We start from the raw sequence: 24,310 nt of genomic DNA on the forward strand, positions 1-24,310 counted from the left end.
CACTAGAGCAATCACTCGTATCATGCGCACTCTTGCTCGCCAGGATCCACGCGTGACCGCTGCACAGACACAACACACCACCGACGCGCAGCTCGCGTTCGTGTTTCCCGGACAGGGCTCGCAGTCGCTTGGGATGCTCGCCGAACTGGCCGAGTTGCACCCGATCGTCCGCGAGACGTTCGTGGAAGCCAGCGATGGCGCCGGCGCCGATCTGTGGGCACTGAGCCAGGGCGGCCCGGAGGAAATGCTCAACCGCACCGAATACACCCAGCCGGCGTTGCTCGCCGCGGGCGTGGCGGTGTGGCGCCTGTGGCAGCAGCGCGGTGGCGCACAACCGGCGGTTCTGTCCGGGCACAGCCTCGGCGAGTACAGCGCCTTGGTCGCCGCCGGTGCGCTGTCGTTGAAGGACGGCGCGCACCTGGTGCGCCTGCGCGGACAATTCATGCAGGACGCGGCACCGGCCGGGACCGGCGCGATGGCCGCGGTGCTTGGCGCCGAGGACGCGCTGGTGCAGGAAGTCTGCACGGCCGTGTCCGGCAGCGAGGTCGTGGTGCCGGCCAACTACAACTCGCCGGGCCAGATCGTGATCGGTGGCCATGCCGCCGCGGTCGACAAGGCGCTGGTCGTGCTGGCCGAGCGCGGCGTGCGCAAGGCGGTGAAGCTGGCGGTCAGCGTGCCGTCGCACACCCCGCTGATGCGCGATGCCGCCAACCGTCTGGCCGAGGCCATGGCCGGCCTGACCTGGCATGCGCCGACGCTGCCGGTCGTGCAGAACGTCGACGCCCAGGCACACGCCAACGTTGAGGCGATCCGCGATGCGCTGGTACGCCAGCTTTACCTGCCGGTGCAGTGGACCGGCTGCGTGCAGGCGCTGACCGTGCGAGGCGTGAGCCGCATCGCCGAGTGCGGTCCGGGCAAGGTGCTGGCTAGTCTGGTCAAGCGCATCGACAAGTCGCTCGACGCGCGTGCGCTCGGCACGCCGGGCGAGTTTGAAACCGCATTGAACGAATGGAACAACGCATGAGTCACCATGACGTATTGAAGGGCGAGGTCGTACTGGTCACCGGCGCCAGCCGCGGTATCGGCGCGGCGATCGCCGATGAACTGGCCGCGCAGGGCGCGACCGTGATCGGTACCGCCACTTCCGAAGCCGGCGCGCAGGCGATCGGCGAGCGCCTGGCGGCGCACGGCGGCCACGGCCGCGTGCTCGACGTCAGCGACGCTGCCTCGATCGAGGCATTGATCGACGGCATCGGCAAGGAGTTCGGCGCGATCACTATCCTGGTCAACAACGCCGGCATCACCCGCGACAACCTGCTGATGCGGATGAAGGACGAGGACTGGCAGGCCATCCTCGACACCAACCTGACCAGCGTCTACCGCACCAGCAAGGCGGTGATGCGCGCGATGATGAAGGCGCGCAAGGGCCGCATCATCAACATCGCCTCCGTCATTGGCGTGACCGGCAACGCCGGCCAGGCCAACTACGCCGCGGCCAAGGCCGGCATCATTGCCTTCAGCAAGTCGCTGGCGAAGGAGATCGGTTCGCGCGGGGTCACTGTCAACGTGGTCGCGCCGGGCTTCATCGACACCGACATGACCAAGTCGCTGCCCGAGGACGCCAAGAACGCGATGCTCGGCCAGATCGCGCTCGGCCGTTTCGGCGAGCCGGCGGACATCGCCCGTGCGGTGGCGTTCCTGGCCGGCCCGTCGGCGGCCTACATCACCGGTGAGACACTGCACGTCAACGGCGGCATGTACATGCCGTAAGCGTCGCTGGTGACGCTAACCATTTGAACCCAAAGGGCTTTCGCGTATGCTCGCGATCGCCAACGTTTCCATTAGACTATTCCGTCGAATATCCCGTCCGGGAGGAGTGAGTACCCATGAGCAGCATCGAAGAGCGCGTCAAGAAGATCGTGGTCGAACAGCTTGGCGTTAAGGAAGAAGAAGTCACCAACAACGCTTCGTTCGTCGACGACCTCGGCGCTGACTCGCTCGACACCGTCGAGCTGGTGATGGCCCTCGAAGAAGAGTTCGAGTGCGAGATCCCGGACGAGGAAGCCGAGAAGATCACCTCGGTGCAGCAGGCGATCGATTACGTCAAGGCGCACGTCAAGTCGTAAGCCTTGCCGACGGGAGCGGGTCTCAACGGCCACTTGCTTCCAGTAGTCAAACCGGGGCCGCATTGCGGCCCCGCGTTTTATCAGCCGGACGATACGCCGGCGTAGTGTAGATGGAGTGTTTCATGTCCAATCGTCCGGCCTTCAACCGTCGTGTCGTCGTCACTGGCCTGGGGGCCGTTTCGCCGCTCGGCAACGACGTGGCCACCACCTGGGACGGCATCGTCAACGGTCGTTCCGGCATCGGCCCGATCACCCATTTCGACGCTTCCAGCTTCACCACGCGCATCGCCGGTGAAGTGCGCGACTTCGACATCACCCGGTGGGTGAATCCGAAGGACGCGAAGAAGATGGAAGAGTTCATCCATTACGGTGTGGCTGCCTCGCTGATGGCGATGCAGGACGCGGGTCTGACCGTCGACGAGTCCAACGCCGAGCGCATTGGCGCGCTGATCGGTTCGGGCATCGGCGGCCTGCTTGGCATCGAAGAGCAGACCATCAAGTACCACGAGGGCGGCCCGCGCAAGGTCTCGCCGTTCTACGTGCCCAGCACCATCATCAACATGCTGCCCGGCCAGGTCTCGCTGCTGACCGGCATCAAGGGCCCCAATTTCTCCGCCGTCTCGGCCTGCGCCACCGCCAACCATTCGATCGGCATGGCGATGCGCATGATCCAGTACGGCGATGCCGACGTGATGGTCGCCGGCGGTGCCGAGCGCGGCTCGTCGCCGACCTCGGTCGCCGGCTTCTGCTCGATGAAGGCGATGTCCACGCGCAACGACGATCCGACCCACGCTTCACGGCCGTGGGACAAGGACCGTGACGGCTTCGTGCTCGGCGATGGCGCCGGCATCCTCATCCTCGAGGAGTACGAGCACGCCAAGGCCCGCGGCGCGCGCATCTACTGCGAGCTCGCCGGCTTCGGCGCCAGTTCCGACGCGTTCCACATGACCGCGCCGAGCGAGAACGGCGAAGGCCCGGCGCGCTGCATGGTCGCCGCGCTCAAGGATGCCGGCATCAACGCCGACCAGGTCGGCTACCTCAACGCGCACGGCACCTCCACGCCGCTGGGCGATCTCGCCGAAACGCTGGCGATCAAGCGCGCGCTGGGTGATGCCGCCTACAAGACCATGGTCAGCTCGACCAAGTCGATGACCGGCCACCTGCTCGGCGCGGCCGGCGGTGTCGAGGCGATTTTCTCGGTGCTGGCGCTGCACCACGGCATCATCCCGCCGACCATCAACCTGTTCGAGCCGGGCGAGGGGTGTGACCTCGACTACGTGCCCAACGTCGCGCGCCAGGTCCAAGTCGACGTGGCCGTTTCCAACGGCTTCGGCTTCGGCGGCACCAACGGCACGCTGGTGTTCAAGCGGGTGTGATCGTTCGCTCGGCGTGACCCACGCGATCCCCGCTGCGGCGGGGATCGTCGTTTGTGCCTCTGTTCGAAGAATACTCGGGGTGCGACAGAAACGCGGTCTAATACGCAGATGCTCGTAACCCGCTCGCTGCCGTCCACGATCGATCTGCTGTCGCTGCAGCGCCTGGCGCCGCAGCGCTATCCGTTGCTGTTGGAGTCCAGCGCCCACGGCACCGCGCAGGGGCGTTGGGACCTGCTGCTGGTGGGCAATGGCGAGGTGCTGCGGCTTGATGCGCAGGGTGTCACGCGCGATGGCGACGGACGCGTGCTCGGGTCCGATTTCTTCGACGCGCTGGACAGTGCCTGGCAGGCCGAGCGTGTGCCGCGCGATGAGCCGCGCTGGCCGTTCCGCGGCGGCTGGGCGCTGTTCTTCGGATACGAGGCCGCCGCGCAGGTTGAGCACGTGCTGACGTTGCCCCGTGCCGCCGGCGACCTGCCGGTGGCGCTGGCATTGCGGTGCCCGGCGGCGGTGCTGCGCGATCACACCAGCGGCGAGTGCGTGGCGGTGACCGAGTCGCAGCATCAGGCGTTGCTGGCATCGGTGCTGGCCGATGCCGAGGCTGCCTCGCGCCTGCCGCCATTGCCAGTCTGGCAAGGGCCACGCGAGTTGGACGAAGACGAACCCGTGCGTTTCACCGACGGTGTCAAGCGCGTGCTCGGCTACCTGGCGGCCGGCGATGTGTTCCAGGCCAATCTGTCGCGCGGCTGGTCTGCGCGTTTTGACGTGCCACTGGACCCGGCGGCGCTGTTTCAGCGGCTGCGCGAGAACAACCCGGCGCCGTTCGCTGGCGTGTTTTCTGGTGACGGTTGGGCGGTGGTCAGTGCCTCGCCGGAACGCTTGGTATCGGTGCGCGGAGAGGTGGTGGAAACCCGACCCATCGCCGGCACGCGCCCGCGCTTACCCGACAGTGAGGACGATTCGGCGCGCATCCAGGAGCTGATCGGCAACCCCAAGGAGCGCGCCGAGCACGTGATGCTGATCGACCTGGAGCGCAATGACCTTGGCCGCGTGTGCACGCCAGGCAGCGTCGAGGTCGACGAGCTGATGACGGTGGAAAGCTACGCCCACGTCCACCACATCGTCAGCAACGTACGCGGTCGCCTACGACCCGAGGTGACGCCGGGGCAGGTGATCCGCGCGGTGTTTCCCGGTGGCACCATCACCGGTTGCCCGAAGGTGCGCTGCATGCAGATCATCGCCGAGTTGGAAGGCGTCGGCCGCGGCGCCTACACCGGCGCGATGGGCTGGCTCAACCGCGACGGCGACCTCGACCTCAACATCCTGATCCGCAGTGCCGAAGTGGAGGGCGACACGCTGCGCTTCCGCACCGGCGCCGGCATCGTCGCCGACTCCGATCCGCAACGCGAACTCGACGAGACCCGGGCCAAGGCGCGCGGCATGCTGCGTGCGCTGGGAGTGGCCGGATGAGCGTGCGCTGGTTTTCCGGCGAGCGCGCGGTACCGGCCTGGCCGGATCACGACCGCGGCACGGCGTACGGCGACGGCTTGTTCGAGACGATGCGTGCGCATCGCGGCAACGTGCTTTGGTGGGATGCGCACTGGCAGCGGTTGGCGCGCGGCGCAACCGCACTGCGGCTGCGCCTGCCCGATCAGGCCCGGGTCCGTGATGAAGTCAACGCGCTGCTCGATGGCGGCGACGGCGTGCTCAAGCTGATCGTTACCCGTGGCAGCGGCGGGCGCGGCTATGCTCCGCCGCCCGATGCAGAGCCCAATTGGAACCTCGCCGTGCACCCGCTTCCCGCCGTTCCAACGGCGGGATTGCAACTGCGCTGGTGCGACACCCGGCTGGCCTTGCAGCCGGCACTGGCCGGTATCAAACACTGCAACCGGCTCGAGCAGGTGCTGGCGCGCGGCGAGTGGAGCGATCCCGACGTCCACGAAGGCCTGATGCTCAGCCAGGCGGGGGACGTGGTCAGCGCGATCGCGGCGAATGTCTTCGTGCTGCACGAGGGGCAGTGGAAAACACCACGCATCGACCGTTGCGGCGTGGCCGGAGTGTGCCGATCCTGGGCATTGGATACGCTCCAAGCGCAGGAGGCGCGCCTGGCTGTGACCGAAGTCGAAGCCGCCGACGCGGTTTTCCTGTGCAATGCCGTGCGCGGTATCCTGCCGGTGGCGCGGCTGGGCGCATGCACGTGGCGACCGCACCCGCAGGTGGCGCAGTTGCAGCGGCACCTGGCCGCCGAGCATCCCGCATTCGCCACGGAGGTTTCGTGAGTCGCAAACGCAAGCGCCGCCTGGGCGGCTTTTTCCTGTTGTTGCTGTTGATCGCCGCCGTTGCCGGTGCCTGGTTGTGGCAGCGCTATACGAGCTTCGCCGATGCACCGCTGTCCGGGATCGAAGCCGGTGAGAGCGTGCTGGTCGAGCGCGGCGACTCGCTGCCGGCGGTGGTGCGCAAGCTGCGCGAGGCCGGTGTCCGTGAAGGCGACCTGCTCGAATGGCGCGCGCTGGCCAAGCAGCTCGATGCCGCCGGCAAACTGCAGGTGGGTGAGTACGCGCTGACGCCCGGCACCTCGCCGCGTCAACTGCTGCTGGCGATGCGCGACGGCAAGGTGATCCATCACCGCTTCACCCTCGTCGAGGGTTGGAACATCCGCGAACTGCGCGCCGCGCTGGCCAAGGCGAAGCCGTTGAAGCAGGAAGCCGGCACGCTTGACGATGCAGCACTGATGAAGGCGCTCGGCCAACCCGGCCAGCATCCCGAGGGCCGCTTCCTGCCCGAGACCTACCTCTACACCGGCGGCGACAGCGACCTCGACGTGCTCAAGCGTGCGCACGTGGCCATGGCCAAGGCGCTCGCCGGCGCCTGGCAGCGGCGCAGCGCTGACAGCGTGCTGAAGTCGCCCGAGGACATGCTGATCCTCGCCTCGATCGTCGAGAAAGAGACCGGCATCGCCTCCGAGCGCCCGCGCATCGCCGGCCTGTTCGAGCGTCGCCTCAAGATCGGCATGCGCCTGCAGACCGACCCGACCGTGATCTACGGCATCGGTGCGAGCTACGACGGCAACATCCGCAAAAGCCACCTGCTGACCGACACGCCGTACAACACCTACACCCGCGCCGGCCTGCCGCCGACGCCGATCGCGATGCCGGGAAGCGACGCGCTGCACGCGGTGGCGCGGCCAGCATCGGGCGAGGATTTGTACTTCGTCGCCGTCGGTGACGGCAGCGGCCGCCACCTGTTCGCCAGGACCCTGGCCGAGCACCAGGCCAACGTGCGCAGCTACCTGCAGAACTACCGCCGCGCCACGCAGGCATCGAGCGCGCAATGAGCCCGACGACGAAGCATTTGTCGACGGATGCGCTGCAACGCTGGCCGCGCCTGATCACGCTCGAAGGCGGCGAGGGCGCTGGCAAGTCGACCGTGCTCGGGGCGCTGCGTGCGGTGCTGGAGGACACTGGCGACGAGGTCGTCAGCTCCCGCGAGCCCGGCGGCACGCCGCTGGCCGAGCAGATCCGTGGACTGCTGCTCGACACCCACCACGAGCCGCCGACCACCGAAGCCGAGTTGCTGCTGGTGTTCGCCGCGCGCGCGCAGCACGTGCGCGAAACCCTGCTGCCGGCGTTGCGGCGCGGTGCCTGGGTGATCAGCGACCGCTTCACCGACGCCAGTTACGCCTACCAGGGCGCAGCCCGCGGCGGTGATCCGGCATTCATCGCCGAGTTGGAGCGACGCGTGGTCGGCATCGTGCCGGCGTTGACCCTGCTGCTCGACGTGCCAGTCGCCGTCGGTCTGCAACGCGCGCGCGGACGTGGCGCCACCGATCGCATCGAGAGTGAGCGTGAGGACTTTTTCGAGCGCGTCCGCAGCGGTTATCTCGCCCGGGCCGAGGCCGAGCCGCAACGCTTCCGTGTGATCGATGCCTCACAGCCGCCCGAGGCAGTCGCCGCGCAGGCGGTCGCGCACCTGCGCGTGCTGATCGAGGCGTCGGTATGAGCGCGACAATGCCGGCTTTCGCGCCGTGGCAGCGGCGCATCTACGAACAGGCCGCGGCCGCGCTCGACGCCAGCCGCCTCGGCCACGGCCTGCTGTTCTGCGGTCCGGCCCAGCTCGGCAAGCGCGCCGTCGCCGAGCGCCTCGCGCAGCGCCTGCTGTGCCAGCAACGCGGCGCCGACGGCGAACCTTGCGGTGCCTGCCGCAGCTGCCACCTGCTCGCCGCCGGCACCCATCCGGATTTCCAGGTGGTGTCGTTCGTGCCGAACAAGGAGGGCACGCGACTGCGCACCGAGATCGTGATCGAACAGGTGCGCCGCCTGTCCGAACAACTGTCGCTGACCCCGCAGTACGGCGGTGCGCAGGTCGCGATCCTCGATCCGGCCGATGCGATCAACCACGCTGCCTGCAATGCCTTGCTGAAGACGCTGGAGGAGCCGGTGCCTGGCCGCTACCTGTGGCTGGTGAGCGCGCATCCGGCGCGACTGTCGGCGACGATCCGCAGCCGTTGCCAGCGCCTCGAATTTCGCCTGCCGCCGCCGGACGAAGCGTTGGCCTGGCTGAAGACGCACGGGCATGCTGACGTGGTCGCGCGCGAGGCACTCGAGGCCGCGCGCGGCCATCCGGGCCTGGCGCACGAATGGCTGCAAGGCGATGGCCTCAAGCTGCGCCGCGAAGTCGCCACCGACCTGGCCAAGCTGGGCCGCGGCGAGGCAGCCGTGGTCGAGACCGCGCAACGCTGGGTCGGCGACGACAACGCCGCCCTGCGTCTGCGCCACGCTGCCGACCTGGCCTTGGCCGAGGCGGCCGGCTTGACCGACCCGGTGCGAGCGCGCAGTCTGGCCGCGTGGTTCGATCAAGCGAACCGGACACGCGATCTGCTGCGGACCACGGTCCGCGCTGACCTCGCAGTCGTCGAATTGTTGCTGGCCTGGCGTGCCGAAGAAGGCAGGCGGGCCAACGGGGGAAGCAGGGGATGAGCAGCAACATGAGTGCAGGCAGTGCGCGGCAGGGCATCCTGTCGCTGGCGATCAAGGACAAGGCGGCGCTGTACAGCGCCTACATGCCGTTCCTGAAGCAGGGCGGCGTGTTCGTGGCGACGCCGAAGCGTTACTTCCTCGGCGACGAGGTGTTCGTGCTGCTGACGTTGCCGGAATCGAACGAGCGTCTGCCGGTCGCCGGCAAGGTGGTCTGGGTCACACCGGTCGGCGCGCAGGGCAACCGCCCGGCCGGCATCGGCGTGCAGTTCGCCGACAGCGCCGAGGGCGAGACGGTGCGCGGCAAGATCGAAGCGTTGCTGGCGGGCACGCTCAATGCGGAGCGGGCGACGCATACGATGTGAGTGCTCCCTCCCTCACGCGTAGCGCAGGGAGTGGCTAGGTGCTCTTGCTCGTCATTCCCGCGAAGGCGGGAATCCAGTGGCTTTGATTTCCTCCATGGTGTGGCCTTTCTGGGCAACGGCCGAAGGACAACACGCGTAGCCCGGGTAAGCGAAGCGCACCCGGGGGCTATCGTGACGTGATGACTCGACCCCGGGTGCGGCCTTCGGCCTTACCCGGGCTACCTCAGTTGCGCAGGGCGGGTGAATCCCAGCCCGGTCGCGGCGCAAACCGATCGCCATAGCGCGCGTGCAGTTGCTTGAGGCGTTCCAGCAGCGCATCGGCACCGGTTTCGCGGATGTACTGGATCGGGCCGCCGCGGAACGGGGCGAAGCCGGTGCCGAAGATCACGCCGGCATCGAGCAGATCCGCATCGCTGACCACGCCGTCGTGCAGGCAGGCCACCGCTTCGTTGAGCAGCGGCAGGATCAGACGATCTTCCAGGTCCGACGGGGTCTGGTAGTCCTTCGCCAGCGCCGGCTTCACCGCCTTGCCGTTCTCCCACTTGTACAGGCCCTGGCCGTCCTTCTTGCCGCGCTTGCCTGGCTCCGGCGGCGTCGCCAGCGCGGCCGGGATCGGCAGACCGAGGAACGGGGCCAGCTCCGCGCCGACACCGGCGGCGACATCGAGACCGACCGTGTCGATCAGCTCGATCGGCCCCATCGGCATGCCGAATTTCACCGCGGCCTTGTCGATGGCCGGACCGGGGATGCCTTCGGCGAACGCGGTCGCCGCTTCGAGCATATACGGGAACAGCACGCGGTTGACCAGGAAACCCGGCGTGCCAGCGACCGGCACCGGGAGCTTGTCGATCGCCTTGCAGAACGCCGCCAGGCGCTGTTGTGTCTGCGGCGCGATGCGATCGTGGTGGATGATCTCGACCAGCGGCATCAGCGCGACCGGGTTGAAGTAATGCAGGCCGGCAAAATGTGCGGGACGGCCGATGTGCTCGCGCAGCTCGCCCAGCGGGATCGACGAGGTGTTGGTGGTCAGCAGGGCGTCGAACTTCATGCGCGGCTCCAGCGCCGTGTACAGCTCGCGCTTGGCCTCGGCCTGCTCGATGATCGCCTCGATCACCAGGTCCGCCGCCGGCACGCCGTCGCCGGCGAGATCGCCCTTCAAGCGCGCCGACACCGTCGCGCACTTGGCCTCGTCCTTGACCTTCTTCTCGAACAGCGTCTGCGCGCGGGTCAGGGCGCCGTCGATGAAGCGCTGCTCGCGGTCCTGCAGGGTGACGTTGAAGCCCTTGTAAGCCGACCAGGCGGCGATGTCACCGCCCATCACGCCGGCGCCGACCACGTGCACGTTGGTGATGCCGTGGTCCTTGCCGCCCTGGCCCTTGAGGCGCTCCTGCAGGAAGAACACGCGGATCAGGTTGCGCGCGGTCGGCGTCGAGGCGAGCTTGACCACCGATTTGCGCTCGGCCGCCAGCCTTGCCTGCACGCCACCACCGGACCTGGCCCAGGTGTTGATCAGCGCATACGGCGCCGGGTAGTGCTCCTTGCGCGCCTTGCGCGCGACCTGCTTGGTCAGCATCGGCGCGAGCAGCTTGCGCGCGGGCAGGGTGTTGGTCGCCCAGCCGAGGGCGCGCTGCTTGAACGGCCGCTGCGTGCCGCGCCGGGCCAGTGCGACGGCGACGTCGATCAGGGTGGAGGCGTCGGTGACCTTGTCGACCAGGCCGTTGGCGCGCGCGGCCGAGGCCGACAGGGTGCGGCCGGTCAGCATCATGTCGAACGCCGCCGGGGCGCCGATCAGGCGCGGCAGGCGCACGCTGCCGCCCCAGCCGGGATAGATGCCCAGCTTCACTTCCGGCAGGCCGATGCGCGTGGACGGGTCGTTGCTGGCGACACGGTAGCGGCAGGCCAGCGAGATCTCGGTGCCGCCGCCCATGCAGAAACCGTGGATTGCGGCGACGGTCGGGCAGGGCAGTTCGGCCAGGCGCTGGAAGGTCTGCTGGCCGCGACGGATCGCGTCGCCGACCGTGCCCTTCTGGTCGAAGGCCTGGAACTCCTTGATGTCGGCGCCGGCGATGAAGCCCGTGGCCTTGGCCGAGCGCAGCACCAGGCCCTTGGGCGGGTCGAGTGCGAGGCGTTCGAGCAGGGCGTCCAGTTCGATCAGGACGTCCTGGGCAAAGGTGTTGACCGGCGAGTCAGCGCGATCGAACGACAGCAGCAGGATGCCGTCGGCGCGCAGCTCGGTCTGCCAGTGTTGGAAGCGAAGACCGTCGAGGCCTGCGATCATGCCGCACCATCCGTTCAGGTATGGAATCTGCCGCTATCATCCCGATCTGACTTCGGTGCCGTCAAATCCGGACGCACCGCACGCCATCCGACGGGGCGTATGACGCCTGGCCGTTGCGCTGTCGCCGGCCATCCCCATTAATGATCGTGATTGAACTTTTGCCCAACAGGGCTGTCCCATTGTTCGGCCAAGGCCGAGCTGACAGGAGTGCCGGCGCGGCATGGCCGAAATATCGTTGCCCAAAGATTTGGAGTTGGACCAGGAGCTGGTCAGGCGTGTCCAGCGCGGCGACAGTGCGGCCTTCGATGCCCTGGTGCGCAAGTACCAGCATCGGATCACCGCCCTGATCGGGCGCTACATACCCGACTGGAGCGAATGCCAGGACGTCGCCCAGGAAACCTTCATCCGCGCCTACCGGGCGCTGCCGAACTTTCGTGGCGATGCCCAGTTCTATACGTGGTTGCACCGGATCGCAGTGAATACCGCCAAAAATTACCTCGTCGCGCAGAACCGCAGGCCGCCGACCGACGACATCGACGCCGGCGACGCCGAGCAGTTCGACACCGGCACGCGCCTGCGCGACACCGACACGCCCGAACATGAACTGTTGCGGCAGGAAATCGAACTCACGGTGATGCGCGTGGTCGAATCCCTGCCGGAAGAACTGCGGACCGCGATCACCCTGCGCGAGGTGGACGGCCTGAGCTACGACGACATCGCGCAGAAGATGGGCTGTCCTATCGGCACCGTCCGCTCGCGCATTTTCCGTGCGCGAGAGGCCATCGACGCCGAACTGCGGCCCTTGCTCGATAACGACACTGCGAAACCTACCCACTGATTATGTCCAATACCCGCTCCTTCGATGATCGCCAGACGTCCGACCATGAGGTCCTCAGCGCGCTGTTTGACGGCGAACTGGACGGCGATGCCGCGCGGTTTGCGCTGAAGCGGCTCGGCCACGATGCGCAGTGGCGCCAGGCCTGCGGTCGCTGGCAGCTGTGCGGCGACGTGCTGCGCGGCGAGGCGACCGGTATCGCCGCCGGCGGTTTTGCCGAGCGCGTGGCTGCGGCCATTGCCCTGGAAACCGTCCATGTGCAGGCGGTCGCTCCGGCGGTGAGTGCACCGGTCAGCCGACGTGGCTGGATCGGCGGCGCGCTGGCGGCGTCGGTCGCGGTCGCGGCGCTGTTCGTGGTGCGGCCGTTCTCCAGCGATCCGAGCGATCCAGTGTTGGCCGGCGCGCCCGCGCCCGCCCAGGTCGCCAGCACCGCTCCGGCGCCACCCGTGCCGGTACAAGAAGCGTCGGTGCCGCCGGTGCCGGATGCCTCGATCGGCTTGGCGGCCGCCGCTGTGGCGGTCGCTGAGGTGCCGCGCCGTGCCGCCGAACGCCGCACTTCGCGCGGACAGAGCCAGCGTGCCGCGCTGCGCGCGCCTAAGCGTCAGCTGCAGAGACCGGCGGTGGCCGCCGCCGTGACAGCGCCCGCGCTCGCCGTAGCCAGCAACGACACCGGCAACGCCGCGACAGCCTTGCCGGCCAAGCCCTTCCTGCCGCAGCACAACGAAATCGTCACCCGGCCGTGGCCGCGCGCGGTGCTGCCGCAGGCGGCAGCCGCTGGCCTCACCGCGAGCTATGGCAACGGCGCGGCTGCCGCGCAATCGTTCTATCCGTTCGAGCCGAGCCTGCAGGCGCCGCCGGACGCGAGCGGGACGAATGCGGCGGTCGATGTGCCCGGGCCGCAGCCCTGACATCACGGCCTGATGGCGCGCGGCCAGGCAGCCTGCGCCCACCCATGCGTTACTTCAACCAACCCAACCATTTCCGAGGCCGATTCCCATGAACCGTCCGCTTCGCTCCCTTGCCCTGGTCGGCGCACTTGCGGCGCTGTCGCCGGTCGCCTGCACCGCGCAGCCGCCGGCCACGCCGATCGCCCCGCCGCCCGCGGCGACGCCGGCGGCACCGCTGGTCAGCGGCCTGCCCGATTTCACCACGCTGGTGCAGCGCGTCGGTCCCGCGGTGGTCAATATCCGCGCCGAAGTCACGCCGCGCCGCAGCGCCCGCGGGCAGATGCCGGACGAGGCCGAGATTCCCGAAATCTTCCGCCGCTTCTTCGGCGATGAGATGCCCTTTCCGGGCGGTCCCGGTGGCCCGCGCGGTCCGCGCGGCGGTGGCACCTCGCTCGGCAGCGGCTTCCTGATCTCCGACGACGGCTACGTGATGACCAATCATCACGTCGTCGAAGGCGCCGACGAGGTCAAGGTGACGCTGTCCGATCGCCGCGAGTTCACCGCCAAGGTCATCGGCAGCGACGAGCAGTCCGACGTGGCCCTGCTCAAGATCGACGCCAAGGGTCTGCCGTTCCTGCGCATGGCCAAGGCCGACTCGGCCAAGGCCGGGCAGTGGGTGGTGGCGATCGGCTCGCCGTTCGGCCTCGACCATTCGGTCACCGCCGGCATCGTCAGCGCGGTCGGTCGCAGCAACCCGTACGCCAACCAGCAGTACGTGCCGTTCATCCAGACCGACGTGGCGATCAACCAGGGCAATTCCGGTGGCCCGCTGCTCAACACCGGTGGCGAGGTGGTCGGTATCAACTCGCAGATCTTCAGCAACTCCGGTGGCTACATGGGCGTGAGCTTCGCCATTCCGATCGATGTGGCGATGGGCGCGGCCGAGCAGCTGCGTACGACCGGCAAGGTCAGCCGTGGCCAGCTGGGCGTGCAGGTACAACAGATCAATGGCGAGTCGGCCAAGGGGCTGGGGCTGCCCGACAGCAGCGGCGCTCTGGTCGCCGACGTGGTTTCCGGCAGTCCGGCAGAAAAGGCCGGCATCGAGCGCGGCGACGTGATCCGCGCGGTGAATGGCCGCGCGATCTCGCAATCCAGTGACCTGCCGCCGATCATCGGCGCCATGGCACCGGGCACCAAGGCCAAGGTCACCGTGTTCCGCAATGGCAAGAACGTCGACCTCAATGTCGTCGTCAACGAGCTCGAGGGCCCGCTGGTGGCCGCAGGCGGCGGCAATCGGACGCCGCCGGGCAGCGATTCGGCGCGCCCGACCGCCGGCAATGCCCTCGGCCTGGTGGGCCAGGACCTGTCGGTCAGCGAGCGCCAGCGCCTGGGTCTGCGGGCTAACGAGGGCGTGCTGGTGCGCAACCCCGGCGATGCCGCGGGCGAGGCCGGGCTGCGTCCGGGCGATGTGGTGTTGTCAGTCGGCCGCAACTCGGTCAGCAACGCCACCGCGCTGGACCGCGAGCTGGCCGGCACCAAGCCGGGTCAGACCGTGATGCTGCTGGTGCGCCGTGACGGCGCGACCCAGTTCATCGCGGTGACCGCCGACAGCAAGACCGGTTGATCCAGTCCCGCCTTCGGAAGGTCCTGCGCCCGCCCTCCAGCGGGCGCAGGGCTGTCATGGCCATGCCGTATGCGATAATTGCCCGTTAATTTCCATGGAACCGGCGAGCCTCGCGCCGCCTCGCATGCAGCAGATCAGAAACTTCTCCATCATCGCCCACGTCGACCACGGCAAGTCGACCCTGGCTGACCGCATCATCCAGCTCTGTGGCGGCCTCGAGGCGCGCGAGATGGAGGCGCAGGTGCTCGACTCCAACCCGATCGAGCGCGAGCGCGGCATCACCATCAAGGCCCAGTCCGTCTCGCTGCCGTACACCGCGAAGGACGGCAAGACCTACCAGCTCAACTTCATCGACACCCCCGGCCACGTCGACTTCAGCTACGAGGTCAGCCGCTCGCTGGCCGCGTGCGAAGGCGCGCTGCTGGTGGTCGACGCCGCCCAAGGTGTGGAGGCGCAGTCGGTTGCCAACTGCTACACCGCGGTCGAGCAGGGCCTGGAAGTGGTGCCGGTGCTCAACAAGATCGACCTGCCCACGGCCGACATCGAGCGCGCCAAGGCCGAGATCGAGGCCGTCATCGGCATCGACGCCGAGGACGCCGTGGCGATCAGCGCCAAGACCGGCCTCAACGTGGTCGACGTGCTCGAGGCGATCGTGCACCGCATCCCGCCGCCGAAGCCGCGCGACACCGACAAGCTGCAGGCGCTGATCATCGACTCGTGGTTCGACAACTACCTGGGCGTGGTCTCGCTGGTGCGGGTGATGCAGGGCGAGATCGTGCCGGGCAGCAAGATCCTGGTGATGTCGACCGGGCGTACCCACCTGGTCGACAAGGTCGGCGTCTTCACCCCCAAGCGCAAGGAGCTGCCCAAGCTCGGCGCCGGCGAAGTGGGCTGGATCAACGCGTCGATCAAGGACGTGCACGGCGCGCCAGTCGGCGACACACTGACCCTGGCCAGTGACCCGGCCACCAAGCCGTTGCCGGGCTTCCAGGAGATGCAGCCGCGCGTGTTCGCCGGCCTGTTCCCGGTCGATGCCGAGGACTATCCGGACCTGCGCGAAGCCCTCGACAAGCTGCGCCTCAACGATGCCGCGCTGCGCTTCGAGCCGGAAAGCTCCGAGGCGATGGGCTTCGGCTTCCGCTGCGGCTTCCTGGGCATGCTGCACATGGAGATCGTGCAGGAGCGCCTGGAACGCGAGTACGACCTCAACCTGATCTCGACCGCGCCGACGGTCATCTACGAAGTGCTCAAGACCGACGGCACCGTGATGCCGCTGGACAACCCGGCCAAGCTGCCGCAGGTCAACCTGATCGAGGAAATCCGCGAGCCGATCATCCGCGCCAACATCCTCACCCCGCCGGACTATGTCGGCAACGTGATCACCTTGTGCGAGGAGAAGCGCGGCAGTCAGGTCGGCATTCAGTACATGGGCAATCAGGTGCAGATCAGTTATGAGCTGCCGATGGCCGAGGTGGTGCTGGACTTCTTCGATCGACTCAAGTCGGTCTCGCGCGGCTATGCCTCGCTGGACTACCACTTCGTGCGCTTCCAGGCCGGTCCGTTCGTGCGCGTGGACACGCTGATCAATGGCGACAAGGTCGACGCGCTCAGCATCATCACCCACCGCGCCCATGCCGATCGTCGCGGTCGCGAGATTTCCGAGAAGATGCGCGAGCTGATTCCGCGGCAGATGTTCGACGTCGCCATCCAGGCCGCGGTCGGCTCGCAGATCATCGCCCGCAGCACGGTCAAGGCCATGCGCAAGAACGTGCTGGCGAAGTGTTACGGTGGCGACATCAGCCGCAAGAAGAAGCTCCTCGAGAAGCAGAAGGAGGGCAAGAAGCGGATGAAGCAGGTGGGGCGTGTGGAAATCCCGCAGGAAGCCTTCCTGGCGGTCCTGCAGGTCGACAACAAGTAAGGCCACTGGCGCAACATTGATGGGCGACGTTACCTTGCCGGGGGCGTCGCCTGGGTTACGGCGCGGATCATGGAGAGCGCATCACGATGAGATGGTTTGAAATCGCGCTGGTCGCGCTGACGCTGATCACCGGCCTGGTCTGGCTGGTCGACAAACTGTTTCTTGCCAAGCGTCGCGCTGCCCACGAGAGCCTGCTCGACGAAGGCAAGGAGCCGATGATCGTCGACTACTCCAAGGCCTTCTTCCCGGTCCTGGCGATCGTGCTGATCCTGCGCAGCTTCGTTGCGGAGCCGTTCCGGATCCCGTCCAACTCGATGATGCCGACGTTGCTGACCGGCGATTTCATCCTGGTCAACAAGTTCACCTACGGCCTGCGCCTGCCGATCACCAACAAGAAGTTCGTCGGTCTGGGCGAGCCGGTACGGGGCGACGTGGTCGTGTTCCGTCCGCCGCACCATCCCGACCAGGACTGGATCAAGCGCGTGATCGGCCTGCCCGGTGACCGCATCGGCTACCACGACAACCAGGTCAGCGTGAACGGCAAGGTGCTCCCGTACGCGCCGCTTGGCGTCTACCAGGGCAAGGGCAACGGCACCGAGATGACCGGCGCCGAGGAACTGCGCGAGAACGTGCTCGGCCGCGAGCACCAGATCCTGGAGCGCACCAACCTGCCGTTCATCGACCAGGGCGAAGGCGACTGGGTGGTGCCGCCGGGTCACTATTTCGTGATGGGCGACAACCGCGACAACAGCGAGGACAGCCGATACTGGGGCTTCCTGCCGGAGCAGAACCTGCGCGGCAAGGCATTCCTGATCTGGATGCACATCGACGGGGGCGTGGATGTCTCACGCATTGGCAGCAGCATTCCGTAATTCTGTAATCGCCGGCGGTGGGGACCGCGGCGGCAGGCACGGACAATCCAAGGGGGAAGTGCAATGAAGAGTGCAATGAAGCGTACGCAGGGCGGCATGACCCTGATCGGATTCGTCCTGGTGCTGGCGGTGGTCGGCGTGTTCATCTACATGGGCATGAAGCTGATCCCGATGTACTCGGAGTACTACGCGGTCAAGCAGGCGCTGAACGAGTTGTCCAAGGAGCCGGGGATCAGCCAGCAGGATCCGGGCAAGATCAAGGACCTGTTCTTCCGCCGCCTGTACATCAGCTATGCCGACAACGTGAAGCCGGAGAACGTCAAGTTCGCCCGCAAGGATGCCGGTTACACCATGTCCGTCGACTACGAGGTCCGGCGCCCGCTGATCGCCAACATCGACGTGGTCGGCCACTTCATGGCTGAGCAGCAGCTGCGCCGCGACGGCATTGATTGACCGCATCGGCCACCGCTTTGTCCGGCCGGACCTGCTCGAGCAGGCCCTGACCCATCGCAGTGCCGGCGCCCCGCACAACGAGCGTCTGGAATTCCTCGGCGACGCGCTGGTCAACATGATCATCGCCGAAGCGCTTTACGCGCATTGGCCGCAGGCCGACGAGGGCGCGCTGACCCGTGCCCGCGCCGAGCTGGTGCGCGAGTCCGCCCTGGCGCCGATCGCACGTACCCTCGAACTCGGCGCGCGCCTGACCCTCGGCCCAGGCGAGATGAAGTCTGGCGGCCACCGCCGCGACTCGATCCTGGCCGATGCGCTGGAGGCCGTGGTCGCGGCGATCTACCTCGACGCCGGTTTCGAGACCTGCCGCGCCGCGGTGCTGCCCTGGTTCGACAGCGCCATTGCCGTGCTGCCGCCGCCGCACAAGGTGGGCAAGGATGCCAAGACGCGCCTGCAGGAATGGCTGCAGGGGCGGCAGAAGCCGCTGCCGCAATACCACCTGATGGATGCACGCGGCGAGGATCACGAGCGCATTTTCCTGGTGCGCTGTGAGACCACCGATCCCGTGGCCGTGGCCGAAAGCGAGGCGGGTTCGCGCCGCGCCGCCGAACAGTTGGCTGCGGAACAGGTGCTGGAGTTGCTGCAGGCATCGACACGGCGCGCGCCGTAGCCCTGCGCGGTGCGATGTGGTCAGCAGTTCATGAGGGCCGCATCGTTCCGCGCACGCAGGGGTCAGTAAGTCACCGTCACCGTCACCGTGTCGCTGTAATCACCAGACGGCGGCAGGGGTTGGACCGGGATGGTGCCGTAGACCGTGTACTGGCGCGGGGTCTGCACGCCGATTCCGCTGGATCGGACGACGCCACTGCCACCGCTGCCGTCTCCCCAGGGCTGGAGGCGGGCGCTGTCGCTGTAGAGGTCGTAGTCCAGCGTCTGGCTGCCACCGGTGCGGACCAGCTTGCGCTGGGTCGTCAGGGCGCCCGGGCCTCGTCCGGCATCGATTGCGATTGCATAGTCGACGCCGTGCGTGCAGGTCACCGTGATCGTGCTGGCGGCCTGCACGGGTGATTCCAGTGTCGAACCGATGCGACCGAAGTCGAGCGTGCTGGCGCTGACCGCGCAGTCAGACTCGACGGTGGCCTCCACGCTGAAGGCAAAGCGCGCCACCTCGGGCATGTCGGCGCCGCATTCGGGGGGAGTGGCTTCGTAGCCAATTGCGCGTACCCGTGCCTGGCCGGCACCAAATTGCGCCCGATAGGTGCCCGCCCGGGCATCGTTCTGACTGGGCAGCCTCGCCAGATAAGCCACCCCGGCGTGGGTGCTGCCCTCTCCGACCGCCAGGTCGACGACCATGGGCTGGGCCGTGCCGCCGTCCACACTGCCCCAGACCTGGCTGCAGGCGGCGTCCTTGCACAGGTACCAGGCGAGCATGCTGGCGTCCGGGCCGCTGAGGTAGCGCGGGTCCCAGCTGCCGTTGCTGGGGCCGACCTCGACGCAGGCGCGCACGTATGGGGTGACGGCGCCGGAGCATTCCACGCGCAACATGCCGTTGACGTCGGTGCCTGCCGTGCCGACCTGGTTGACGTTGCCGAAACGGATGTCGCCCATGGTTGCAGCGCAGGCCAGTTGCGCCGAGGCCGTGTCGGGCCAGCACAGGGCCAGCACGGCCAGCAGGATGAGGCGGATCGGGTAGGGGGTCATGGCGATGGCACCACCACACACGTCACGGGGCCGAGAACGGTCATGGTCTGGGCGGGGTCGAATGAGAACTCGGCCCGGCATTCGCCGGCGTCCACCTCGGCGGAAAGTTGGTTGTTTGATTGCAACTGGGGAAAGAACGTCTGGCCGTCGTAGCCGACCAGTACCGGTTCGCTGCCGTCGAGCAGGCGTACGCGCGCGCCTGGAGGCAGTGGCGCGCCGTTTTCATCGAGCAGTACCACGGTGGCGCCGTGGTAACGGCTGATCGGGAACTCGACCAGAATGCCCGACTGCGCCAACGGGCTGGCCTCCTTCCTGGTGCTGCTGACACTGGCATCTATGGGCAGGTCGATCGGGTCGATTGCCAGGTGGCTGGTGCGGTAAGCCGGCAAGTCGGTCACCAGCAGATAGCCGCGTCGATTGGTGTGGCCTAGCAGGCGGTTCTCACGCAGGACCGGCACGCCGGGCTCACCGCGCGTGGACACCAGTGCGAAGCCGTCCGGGATGTCGCGTGCCGCCAGCAGTTGGCCTTTCATGAAGACCACCGTGCCGGTGGCATGCAGGGCTGCGTTGTCATGCGAGTAGTTGCCGAGGTTGGCATGCTCCAGATCCAGCGACACGTCGGCATAGCGGCTGCGGTAGTAGACGCTGGCGGCGGCGCGACGGTAGTTGTCGTCGCCGATGTCGGCGTAGGCGTTCCAGCCGAGCCCGCCCAGGTCGTATTCGACCGGGCGACTGGCGCCCAGCGTGGTGGTCTGTTGGTCACCGTAACGGCTGTGATTGGCGTAGACGCTGCCACGCCTGCCGATATCCACGCTGATGCCGACGTATACGCCGGTGGAGTCGTCCTGATCGAGGTCGCGGAAGAAGTTGACGTAGGCGTGGGCGCGGTTGTCGAACGGATTGGCGGTATAGCCCAGCGAGACGATGCGGGCGCTGCTCTGGAACTGCGCCAATTCCTGGTGCGTGTAACTGAGTGTCAGCGCCTGGTTGCCCGCGATGGGCAGATTGAACGCGGCGTAGGACAGGCGGTCGGAAGCCGGAATCCCTTCCAGCGAGCCCAGGTCGCGATAGTCGCCGTGGCTGCGCTGGTCTTGCAGTGACAGCCCCCAGTTGGGTGATATGTACTGGTAGCCCAGCGTGGTCTGCGTTCCACTTTGGCCGCCGCCGCTGGCGGACACCGCCGCGTTCAACACGCCCATGCGACCCAGTCGTATCAGGCCGCCGACGCCCAGATTACGCAGGCCATCACCATATTCGCCGTGGCTTTCGATGGTGAACGCGTCGTTGAGGCCATAGCGCAGCGAGGCCGTCGCTGCCAGATCGGGGGCGTAGTCGAACGAATCCAACCCATAATTGCGCCGGGCATAGCCGAGTTCGAGCGCATAGTCGTACAGGCCGGCACCGAGCATGCGGTGATCGACGTACAGCGGCATCGTGGTGGTTACTTCCCGGCCCAGTGCATCGTGATAAACGAGGGCGGCGTTGCCCGCGCCCGTCAGCGCGGGCGGGCTGGTGATGACGAACGGACCCGGGTTGGCGTCACCGCTGAACTGGCGGATGCCGTTGATGTACAGGTCGACGGTGGTGGGCACGACGGCGGAGCCGGCCAGGATGGGGATCGGAAAGGTCACCAGGTCAGGGCGTGCGTCGAAATTGCGCGCCAGGCGCAGGCCGCCCATGCGGATTGCCCGCGTCCATGTCAGCGAGGCATTGATGAAGTCGCCGGCGGTGAAGCTGCGCAGTGATTTCAACGATGTATGCGTCCAGTAGCTTTCCTCACGTACATACCGGCTCGAACTCGCATCCACCGTGGTGTAGCCGTTGTTGAAGAAGCGGCCGAACGGCGTGAATACGGTCAGGTCGCTGTCCAGCAGGACGCTCTGGTTGCGTGCGTCGTAGACGGCAGAATAGGGTGTGCCGTAGCGCGGCAGCCGGCTGTGGCCGCGGTTGGAGCCGAGCGCACGCATGCGGTTCAAGGCGACGCGCTGGTCGTATCCGATGCGTTCGCTTTGTGCATGCAGGGCATAGTCGAACACCAGGCCGGTATCCGAGCGCGGCGGCGCAGTGTCTGCGGGGCCATAGCCGAGCCGTTGCGGTACCAGCATGTCAGTCGGCATGTTCAGGTCGAGCCTTTGCTGCAGCGGGTCGTAGCGGTAGCGCAGGTTGGGGACGCTGGCCAGCGCGATACGGTCCCCGGTCACGGGCAGGCGGTCGACCCGCACGCCGATCTCACCCAGCTCGCTGGCGCTGATGTAAAGGGCATCGCCCTGCTGCTCCAGGCGCACGAGCAGCTGTTGGTCAAAGCCGTTGACGAACGCCTGTAGATACAGCGCCTGGGCGGCGGTGCTCGAACCGGTTGTCAGCTCGGTGCCGTCTGCTGCAGCCAAGTCGGAAGCCGATGCCGATGCCGATGCCACGAGGCTGCTCGTCGTGGCTGCGGCGAGGATGGCCAGTGCGAGCCAATTTCGTGTCGTGGTGGGGGACAAACCGTTCCCTCCCGGTTCGTCGACAACGCCGCGGATGCCTTGTCGCGGTGTGGGGCCGGTGCCTGTGCTGCTGTCAGAGGTCAACGAGCAGCGCTTGCTCGTTGACCTCGGCCTTGACCTGACGGGGGGGGGCTTTGTGCGCCGGCAGCGGCAGCCGCCATTGCCGGTCCTTGCCGGGCAGAACGTAGCCGACCAGGCCTTCGCCGATGACCTGCGAGGTGCCGTCCGCGTACTGCAAGGCGACGTTGCTGATCCGGGCGTGGGACTGGCCGCTGTTGCGGGCGTCGATGAGCACCTGTCCACCGTCCAGTTCGGCCTTGACTGCGAGGGTGGCGGTCGCCCGCGTGTCAGGCACCACGAACACCGGCACCGAGTAACGCAGTTGGATCGCCACGCCGGTGTGCTGCGTGCTGGCACGGTCGGTGATCTCGTCGACCAGGAGTCGATAGCTTTCCTCGCGCGTGGCCGGAGTCTTGTCCACGCGCACCAGCCGCACCGTCTGGCTTTGTCCCGGGAGGATCGCCGTCATCGGCGGGCTGGCGGCCAATGCCTGCGTGGGTTGCAGCTGATCCTCGTTTTGTGCCTGATCCCAGCCGAACACGCGCACCTGGGCGTTGACGGGTTGGCTGCCGTTGTTGGTGACCGTGATGGCGGCGGTGGACTCACCGGCTGGCAAAATGAGCATGGTGGGCCGGACGACGATCGAGGCGGCATGGGCGGTGCCGGCAACCAGCAGTGCCAGCAGGGTGAGAAGCATCTTCATGGGCATGTCCCCTAGGGCTTGTGTGCCGTCGTTACGGTCAGTAGTTGATGGTGGCCGTGATCGTGTCCGTGTAGGTGCCGGACTTCGGCACCGACTGGGTCGGCAGGCGGCCGTAGACCGTCAGATTCTGCAGCGCGCCGTTGCCGGTGCCGCCCTTCTTCTGCGTCCCAGCATTGCCATTGCCCCAGATGGAGGTGCGGGCACTGTCGGTGTAGAGCTGGTATTTGATGGTCGTGTAGCCATCGGTATGGCGCAGGTTGCGGTTCGAGTAGTTGGTCGACTGCCAGTCGCCTAAGTTGAATTCGATGTTGTAGTCGACGCCGCTGGTACAGGTGACGGAAATCGTCGAAGTGGCATCGACACTGGCGTCGAGGACGCCCTGGGAGCCGAAGTCCAGATCGGAGGCGGCGATCGTGCACGAGGGGTCAAGGGTCGCCCGCACCTGGAACTGGGCGGTCTTGGTAGCGGCCAGGGAACCCGTTGCCGATGCCGCGAGGAGCAGCCCGGGTACGATAGTCATGAAGTGGCGGCAGTGTTTGGACATGTCGTTCTCGCTGGATTCGAGCAGGTATCAGGGATGGCGTTTCGGAATCCCAAGTTTGTTCAGCTTCGTATAGGTCGTGTAGTGGACCTGTGAAGGAGACGGTGCGACTCCGCTACAATTCCTTCATGATTCATCAGCCCCATCGCGCCGGCCACGTCGCCGTCATCGGCCGCCCCAACGTCGGCAAGTCCACCCTGACCAATGCGCTGGTCGGCGCCAAGGTCAGCATCGTCTCGCCGCGCCCGCAGACCACCCGCCATCGCCTGCTCGGCATCGCCACCTTCCCGCAAGGGCAGCTGGTGCTGGTCGATACCCCGGGCCTGCACCGCGACCAGGGCAAGTCGACCGCCACCGCCATGCACCGCTGGATGAACCGGGCCGCGCGCGGCGCGCTGGAAGGTGTCGACGTGGCCCTGCTGGTGGTGCGTGCCGGGCAATGGGACGACGCCGACACGTTCGCCTACGAGGCCTTGCGCGGGGCCGGCTTGCCGGTGGTGCTGGTGGTCAACCAGGTCGACCGGCTCAAGGACAAGACCGCGCTGCTGCCGTACCTGGCCAGGATCAGCGAGGGCCGCGAGTTCGCCGGCGTGCATCCGATCTCCGCGCTCAAGCGCACCGGCCTGGAGGCCTTGGTGAAGACGGTGCTCACGCACCTGCCCGAGCAGGACGCGTTGTACGGCGAGGACGAGATCACCGACAAGAGCCAGCGCTTCCTCGCCGGCGAGATGGTGCGCGAGCAGCTGATGCGCCAGCTCGGCGAGGAACTGCCGTACGCGACCACGGTCGAGATCGAGAAGTTCGAGGTCGACGGCACCATGCTGCGCATCGGTGCGGTGATCTGGGTCGAGCGCGATGGCCAGAAGGCGATCGTGATCGGCAAGGGCGGCGAGCGCCTGCGCGAGATCGGCTCCAAGGCGCGCATCCAGATGGAGCGCCTGTTCGACAGCAAGGTCTTCCTCGAGACCTGGGTGCGCGTGCGCGAGGGCTGGTCGGACGACGAAGCGGCGCTGCGCACGTTCGGTTATCACGATTGAGAGGGGGCGGTGATTCGTGATTCGTGATTGGTGATTCGCGGCAGAAACAGCAGCAGTGGCGATGTTTCCAATCACCAATCA

The 24,310-nt window shown here is 67.2% G+C and carries 23 protein-coding genes; 18 read left to right on the plus strand and 5 right to left on the minus strand.

Features of this window, described 5'->3' with window-relative positions; translation table 11 throughout:
- Positions 1-52: 52 nt before the first annotated feature.
- The 10 genes from fabD (at position 53) to ACFOLC_RS09510 (ending at position 8,837) form a co-directional block, all read left to right on the plus strand.
- On the plus strand, positions 53-1,024 hold the full coding sequence (gene fabD / locus ACFOLC_RS09465; protein ID WP_386758978.1) for an ACP S-malonyltransferase: 972 nt from the start codon (positions 53-55) through the stop codon (positions 1,022-1,024).
- Positions 1,021-1,770 (plus strand): 3-oxoacyl-ACP reductase FabG, encoded by a 750-nt coding sequence (fabG, locus tag ACFOLC_RS09470; protein WP_386758979.1) that lies wholly within the window; start codon positions 1,021-1,023, stop codon positions 1,768-1,770. The genes fabD and fabG overlap by 4 nt, the downstream gene beginning before the upstream one ends.
- 116 nt (positions 1,771-1,886) lie before the next feature.
- Positions 1,887-2,126, plus strand: coding sequence for an acyl carrier protein (gene acpP / locus ACFOLC_RS09475; protein WP_031373652.1), 240 nt, complete (start codon positions 1,887-1,889; stop codon positions 2,124-2,126).
- A gap of 122 nt (positions 2,127-2,248) precedes the next feature.
- Positions 2,249-3,502 (plus strand): beta-ketoacyl-ACP synthase II, encoded by a 1,254-nt coding sequence (gene fabF / locus ACFOLC_RS09480; protein WP_386758980.1) that lies wholly within the window; start codon positions 2,249-2,251, stop codon positions 3,500-3,502.
- A 108-nt stretch (positions 3,503-3,610) separates the two neighbouring features.
- The gene (locus tag ACFOLC_RS09485) at positions 3,611-4,969 is read left to right on the plus strand and encodes an aminodeoxychorismate synthase component I (RefSeq protein WP_386758981.1); all 1,359 of its coding nucleotides are present in this window, start codon (positions 3,611-3,613) and stop codon (positions 4,967-4,969) included.
- Positions 4,966-5,778 (plus strand): aminodeoxychorismate lyase, encoded by an 813-nt coding sequence (gene pabC, locus ACFOLC_RS09490; RefSeq protein ID WP_386758982.1) that lies wholly within the window; start codon positions 4,966-4,968, stop codon positions 5,776-5,778. Before ACFOLC_RS09485 ends, pabC begins: the two co-directional genes overlap by 4 nt.
- Positions 5,775-6,833 carry an endolytic transglycosylase MltG gene (mltG, locus tag ACFOLC_RS09495; RefSeq protein WP_386758983.1) on the plus strand — a complete coding sequence of 353 codons (1,059 nt, stop codon included), beginning with the start codon at positions 5,775-5,777 and terminating at the stop codon, positions 6,831-6,833. Before pabC ends, mltG begins: the two co-directional genes overlap by 4 nt.
- Complete coding sequence (gene tmk, locus ACFOLC_RS09500) at positions 6,830-7,498, plus strand: dTMP kinase (protein ID WP_386758984.1); 669 nt, start codon at positions 6,830-6,832, stop codon at positions 7,496-7,498. The genes mltG and tmk overlap by 4 nt, the downstream gene beginning before the upstream one ends.
- Positions 7,499-7,506: 8 nt before the next feature.
- Entirely contained in the window at positions 7,507-8,475 is a 969-nt protein-coding gene (locus ACFOLC_RS09505; protein WP_386758985.1) for a DNA polymerase III subunit delta', read from the plus strand.
- A gap of 8 nt (positions 8,476-8,483) precedes the next feature.
- Positions 8,484-8,837 carry a PilZ domain-containing protein gene (locus ACFOLC_RS09510; protein ID WP_386758986.1) on the plus strand — a complete coding sequence of 118 codons (354 nt, stop codon included), beginning with the start codon at positions 8,484-8,486 and terminating at the stop codon, positions 8,835-8,837.
- A gap of 223 nt (positions 8,838-9,060) precedes the next feature.
- Here ACFOLC_RS09510 and ACFOLC_RS09515 read toward each other — a convergent pair whose 3' ends face one another.
- Positions 9,061-11,115 (minus strand): 3-hydroxyacyl-CoA dehydrogenase NAD-binding domain-containing protein, encoded by a 2,055-nt coding sequence (locus ACFOLC_RS09515; protein WP_386758987.1) that lies wholly within the window; start codon positions 11,113-11,115, stop codon positions 9,061-9,063.
- Positions 11,116-11,335: 220 nt separating this feature from the next.
- Here ACFOLC_RS09515 and rpoE point away from each other — a divergent pair, with 220 nt between their 5' ends.
- From rpoE to rnc, 7 genes are all read left to right on the plus strand, one after another.
- Entirely contained in the window at positions 11,336-11,953 is a 618-nt protein-coding gene (gene rpoE / locus ACFOLC_RS09520) for an RNA polymerase sigma factor RpoE (RefSeq protein ID WP_386758988.1), read from the plus strand.
- Positions 11,954-11,955: 2 nt separating this feature from the next.
- Entirely contained in the window at positions 11,956-12,858 is a 903-nt protein-coding gene (locus ACFOLC_RS09525; RefSeq protein WP_386758989.1) for a sigma-E factor negative regulatory protein, read from the plus strand.
- A gap of 88 nt (positions 12,859-12,946) precedes the next feature.
- On the plus strand, positions 12,947-14,461 hold the full coding sequence (locus tag ACFOLC_RS09530) for a DegQ family serine endoprotease (RefSeq protein WP_386758990.1): 1,515 nt from the start codon (positions 12,947-12,949) through the stop codon (positions 14,459-14,461).
- Positions 14,462-14,585: 124 nt separating this feature from the next.
- Entirely contained in the window at positions 14,586-16,379 is a 1,794-nt protein-coding gene (gene lepA / locus ACFOLC_RS09535; RefSeq protein ID WP_386758991.1) for a translation elongation factor 4, read from the plus strand.
- A gap of 86 nt (positions 16,380-16,465) precedes the next feature.
- The gene (gene lepB / locus ACFOLC_RS09540; RefSeq protein WP_386758992.1) at positions 16,466-17,251 is read left to right on the plus strand and encodes a signal peptidase I; all 786 of its coding nucleotides are present in this window, start codon (positions 16,466-16,468) and stop codon (positions 17,249-17,251) included.
- A 75-nt stretch (positions 17,252-17,326) separates the two neighbouring features.
- Positions 17,327-17,704, plus strand: coding sequence for a DUF4845 domain-containing protein (locus ACFOLC_RS09545; RefSeq protein ID WP_386758993.1), 378 nt, complete (start codon positions 17,327-17,329; stop codon positions 17,702-17,704).
- Positions 17,697-18,371, plus strand: coding sequence for a ribonuclease III (rnc, locus tag ACFOLC_RS09550; protein WP_386758994.1), 675 nt, complete (start codon positions 17,697-17,699; stop codon positions 18,369-18,371). Before ACFOLC_RS09545 ends, rnc begins: the two co-directional genes overlap by 8 nt.
- 62 nt (positions 18,372-18,433) lie before the next feature.
- On the opposite strand, the gene ACFOLC_RS09555 is transcribed toward rnc, so the two are convergent.
- The 4 genes from ACFOLC_RS09555 to ACFOLC_RS09570 all read right to left on the minus strand — a co-directional run bounded on the left by ACFOLC_RS09555 (position 18,434) and on the right by ACFOLC_RS09570 (position 23,195).
- Positions 18,434-19,402: a Csu type fimbrial protein gene (locus tag ACFOLC_RS09555; RefSeq protein WP_386758995.1), complete on the minus strand. Its 969-nt coding sequence runs from the start codon at positions 19,400-19,402 to the stop codon at positions 18,434-18,436.
- A complete protein-coding gene (locus ACFOLC_RS09560) occupies positions 19,399-21,789 on the minus strand; it encodes a fimbria/pilus outer membrane usher protein (protein ID WP_386758996.1) in 2,391 nt (796 codons plus the stop codon). The genes ACFOLC_RS09555 and ACFOLC_RS09560 overlap by 4 nt, the downstream gene beginning before the upstream one ends.
- A gap of 172 nt (positions 21,790-21,961) precedes the next feature.
- Positions 21,962-22,651 carry a fimbrial biogenesis chaperone gene (locus ACFOLC_RS09565; RefSeq protein ID WP_386758997.1) on the minus strand — a complete coding sequence of 230 codons (690 nt, stop codon included), beginning with the start codon at positions 22,649-22,651 and terminating at the stop codon, positions 21,962-21,964.
- Between the two features lie 37 nt (positions 22,652-22,688).
- Entirely contained in the window at positions 22,689-23,195 is a 507-nt protein-coding gene (locus tag ACFOLC_RS09570) for a Csu type fimbrial protein (RefSeq protein WP_386758998.1), read from the minus strand.
- A gap of 125 nt (positions 23,196-23,320) precedes the next feature.
- On the opposite strand from ACFOLC_RS09570, the gene era reads away from it, so the two are divergent.
- Positions 23,321-24,229, plus strand: a complete 909-nt coding sequence (era, locus tag ACFOLC_RS09575; protein WP_386758999.1) for a GTPase Era — start codon at positions 23,321-23,323, stop codon at positions 24,227-24,229.
- The last annotated feature ends 81 nt before the right edge of the window (positions 24,230-24,310 follow it).

It is taken from the genome of Lysobacter cavernae (assembly GCF_042648505.1).
Lineage (GTDB): Bacteria > Pseudomonadota > Gammaproteobacteria > Xanthomonadales > Xanthomonadaceae > Lysobacter_L > Lysobacter_L cavernae.

Coding starts and splice junctions, on each gene's coding strand:
- fabG (WP_386758979.1), top strand. CDS start 1,021: ATGAGTCACCATGACGTATTGAAGGGCGAGGTCGTACTGGTCACCGGC.
- acpP (WP_031373652.1), top strand. CDS start 1,887: ATGAGCAGCATCGAAGAGCGCGTCAAGAAGATCGTGGTCGAACAGCTT.
- fabF (WP_386758980.1), top strand. CDS start 2,249: ATGTCCAATCGTCCGGCCTTCAACCGTCGTGTCGTCGTCACTGGCCTG.
- ACFOLC_RS09485 (WP_386758981.1), top strand. CDS start 3,611: ATGCTCGTAACCCGCTCGCTGCCGTCCACGATCGATCTGCTGTCGCTG.
- pabC (WP_386758982.1), top strand. CDS start 4,966: ATGAGCGTGCGCTGGTTTTCCGGCGAGCGCGCGGTACCGGCCTGGCCG.
- tmk (WP_386758984.1), top strand. CDS start 6,830: ATGAGCCCGACGACGAAGCATTTGTCGACGGATGCGCTGCAACGCTGG.
- ACFOLC_RS09505 (WP_386758985.1), top strand. CDS start 7,507: ATGCCGGCTTTCGCGCCGTGGCAGCGGCGCATCTACGAACAGGCCGCG.
- ACFOLC_RS09510 (WP_386758986.1), top strand. CDS start 8,484: ATGAGTGCAGGCAGTGCGCGGCAGGGCATCCTGTCGCTGGCGATCAAG.
- ACFOLC_RS09515 (WP_386758987.1), bottom strand. CDS start 11,115: ATGATCGCAGGCCTCGACGGTCTTCGCTTCCAACACTGGCAGACCGAG.
- rpoE (WP_386758988.1), top strand. CDS start 11,336: ATGGCCGAAATATCGTTGCCCAAAGATTTGGAGTTGGACCAGGAGCTG.
- ACFOLC_RS09525 (WP_386758989.1), top strand. CDS start 11,956: ATGTCCAATACCCGCTCCTTCGATGATCGCCAGACGTCCGACCATGAG.
- ACFOLC_RS09530 (WP_386758990.1), top strand. CDS start 12,947: ATGAACCGTCCGCTTCGCTCCCTTGCCCTGGTCGGCGCACTTGCGGCG.
- lepA (WP_386758991.1), top strand. CDS start 14,586: ATGCAGCAGATCAGAAACTTCTCCATCATCGCCCACGTCGACCACGGC.
- lepB (WP_386758992.1), top strand. CDS start 16,466: ATGAGATGGTTTGAAATCGCGCTGGTCGCGCTGACGCTGATCACCGGC.
- ACFOLC_RS09545 (WP_386758993.1), top strand. CDS start 17,327: ATGAAGCGTACGCAGGGCGGCATGACCCTGATCGGATTCGTCCTGGTG.
- ACFOLC_RS09555 (WP_386758995.1), bottom strand. CDS start 19,402: ATGACCCCCTACCCGATCCGCCTCATCCTGCTGGCCGTGCTGGCCCTG.
- ACFOLC_RS09565 (WP_386758997.1), bottom strand. CDS start 22,651: ATGAAGATGCTTCTCACCCTGCTGGCACTGCTGGTTGCCGGCACCGCC.
- ACFOLC_RS09570 (WP_386758998.1), bottom strand. CDS start 23,195: ATGTCCAAACACTGCCGCCACTTCATGACTATCGTACCCGGGCTGCTC.
- era (WP_386758999.1), top strand. CDS start 23,321: ATGATTCATCAGCCCCATCGCGCCGGCCACGTCGCCGTCATCGGCCGC.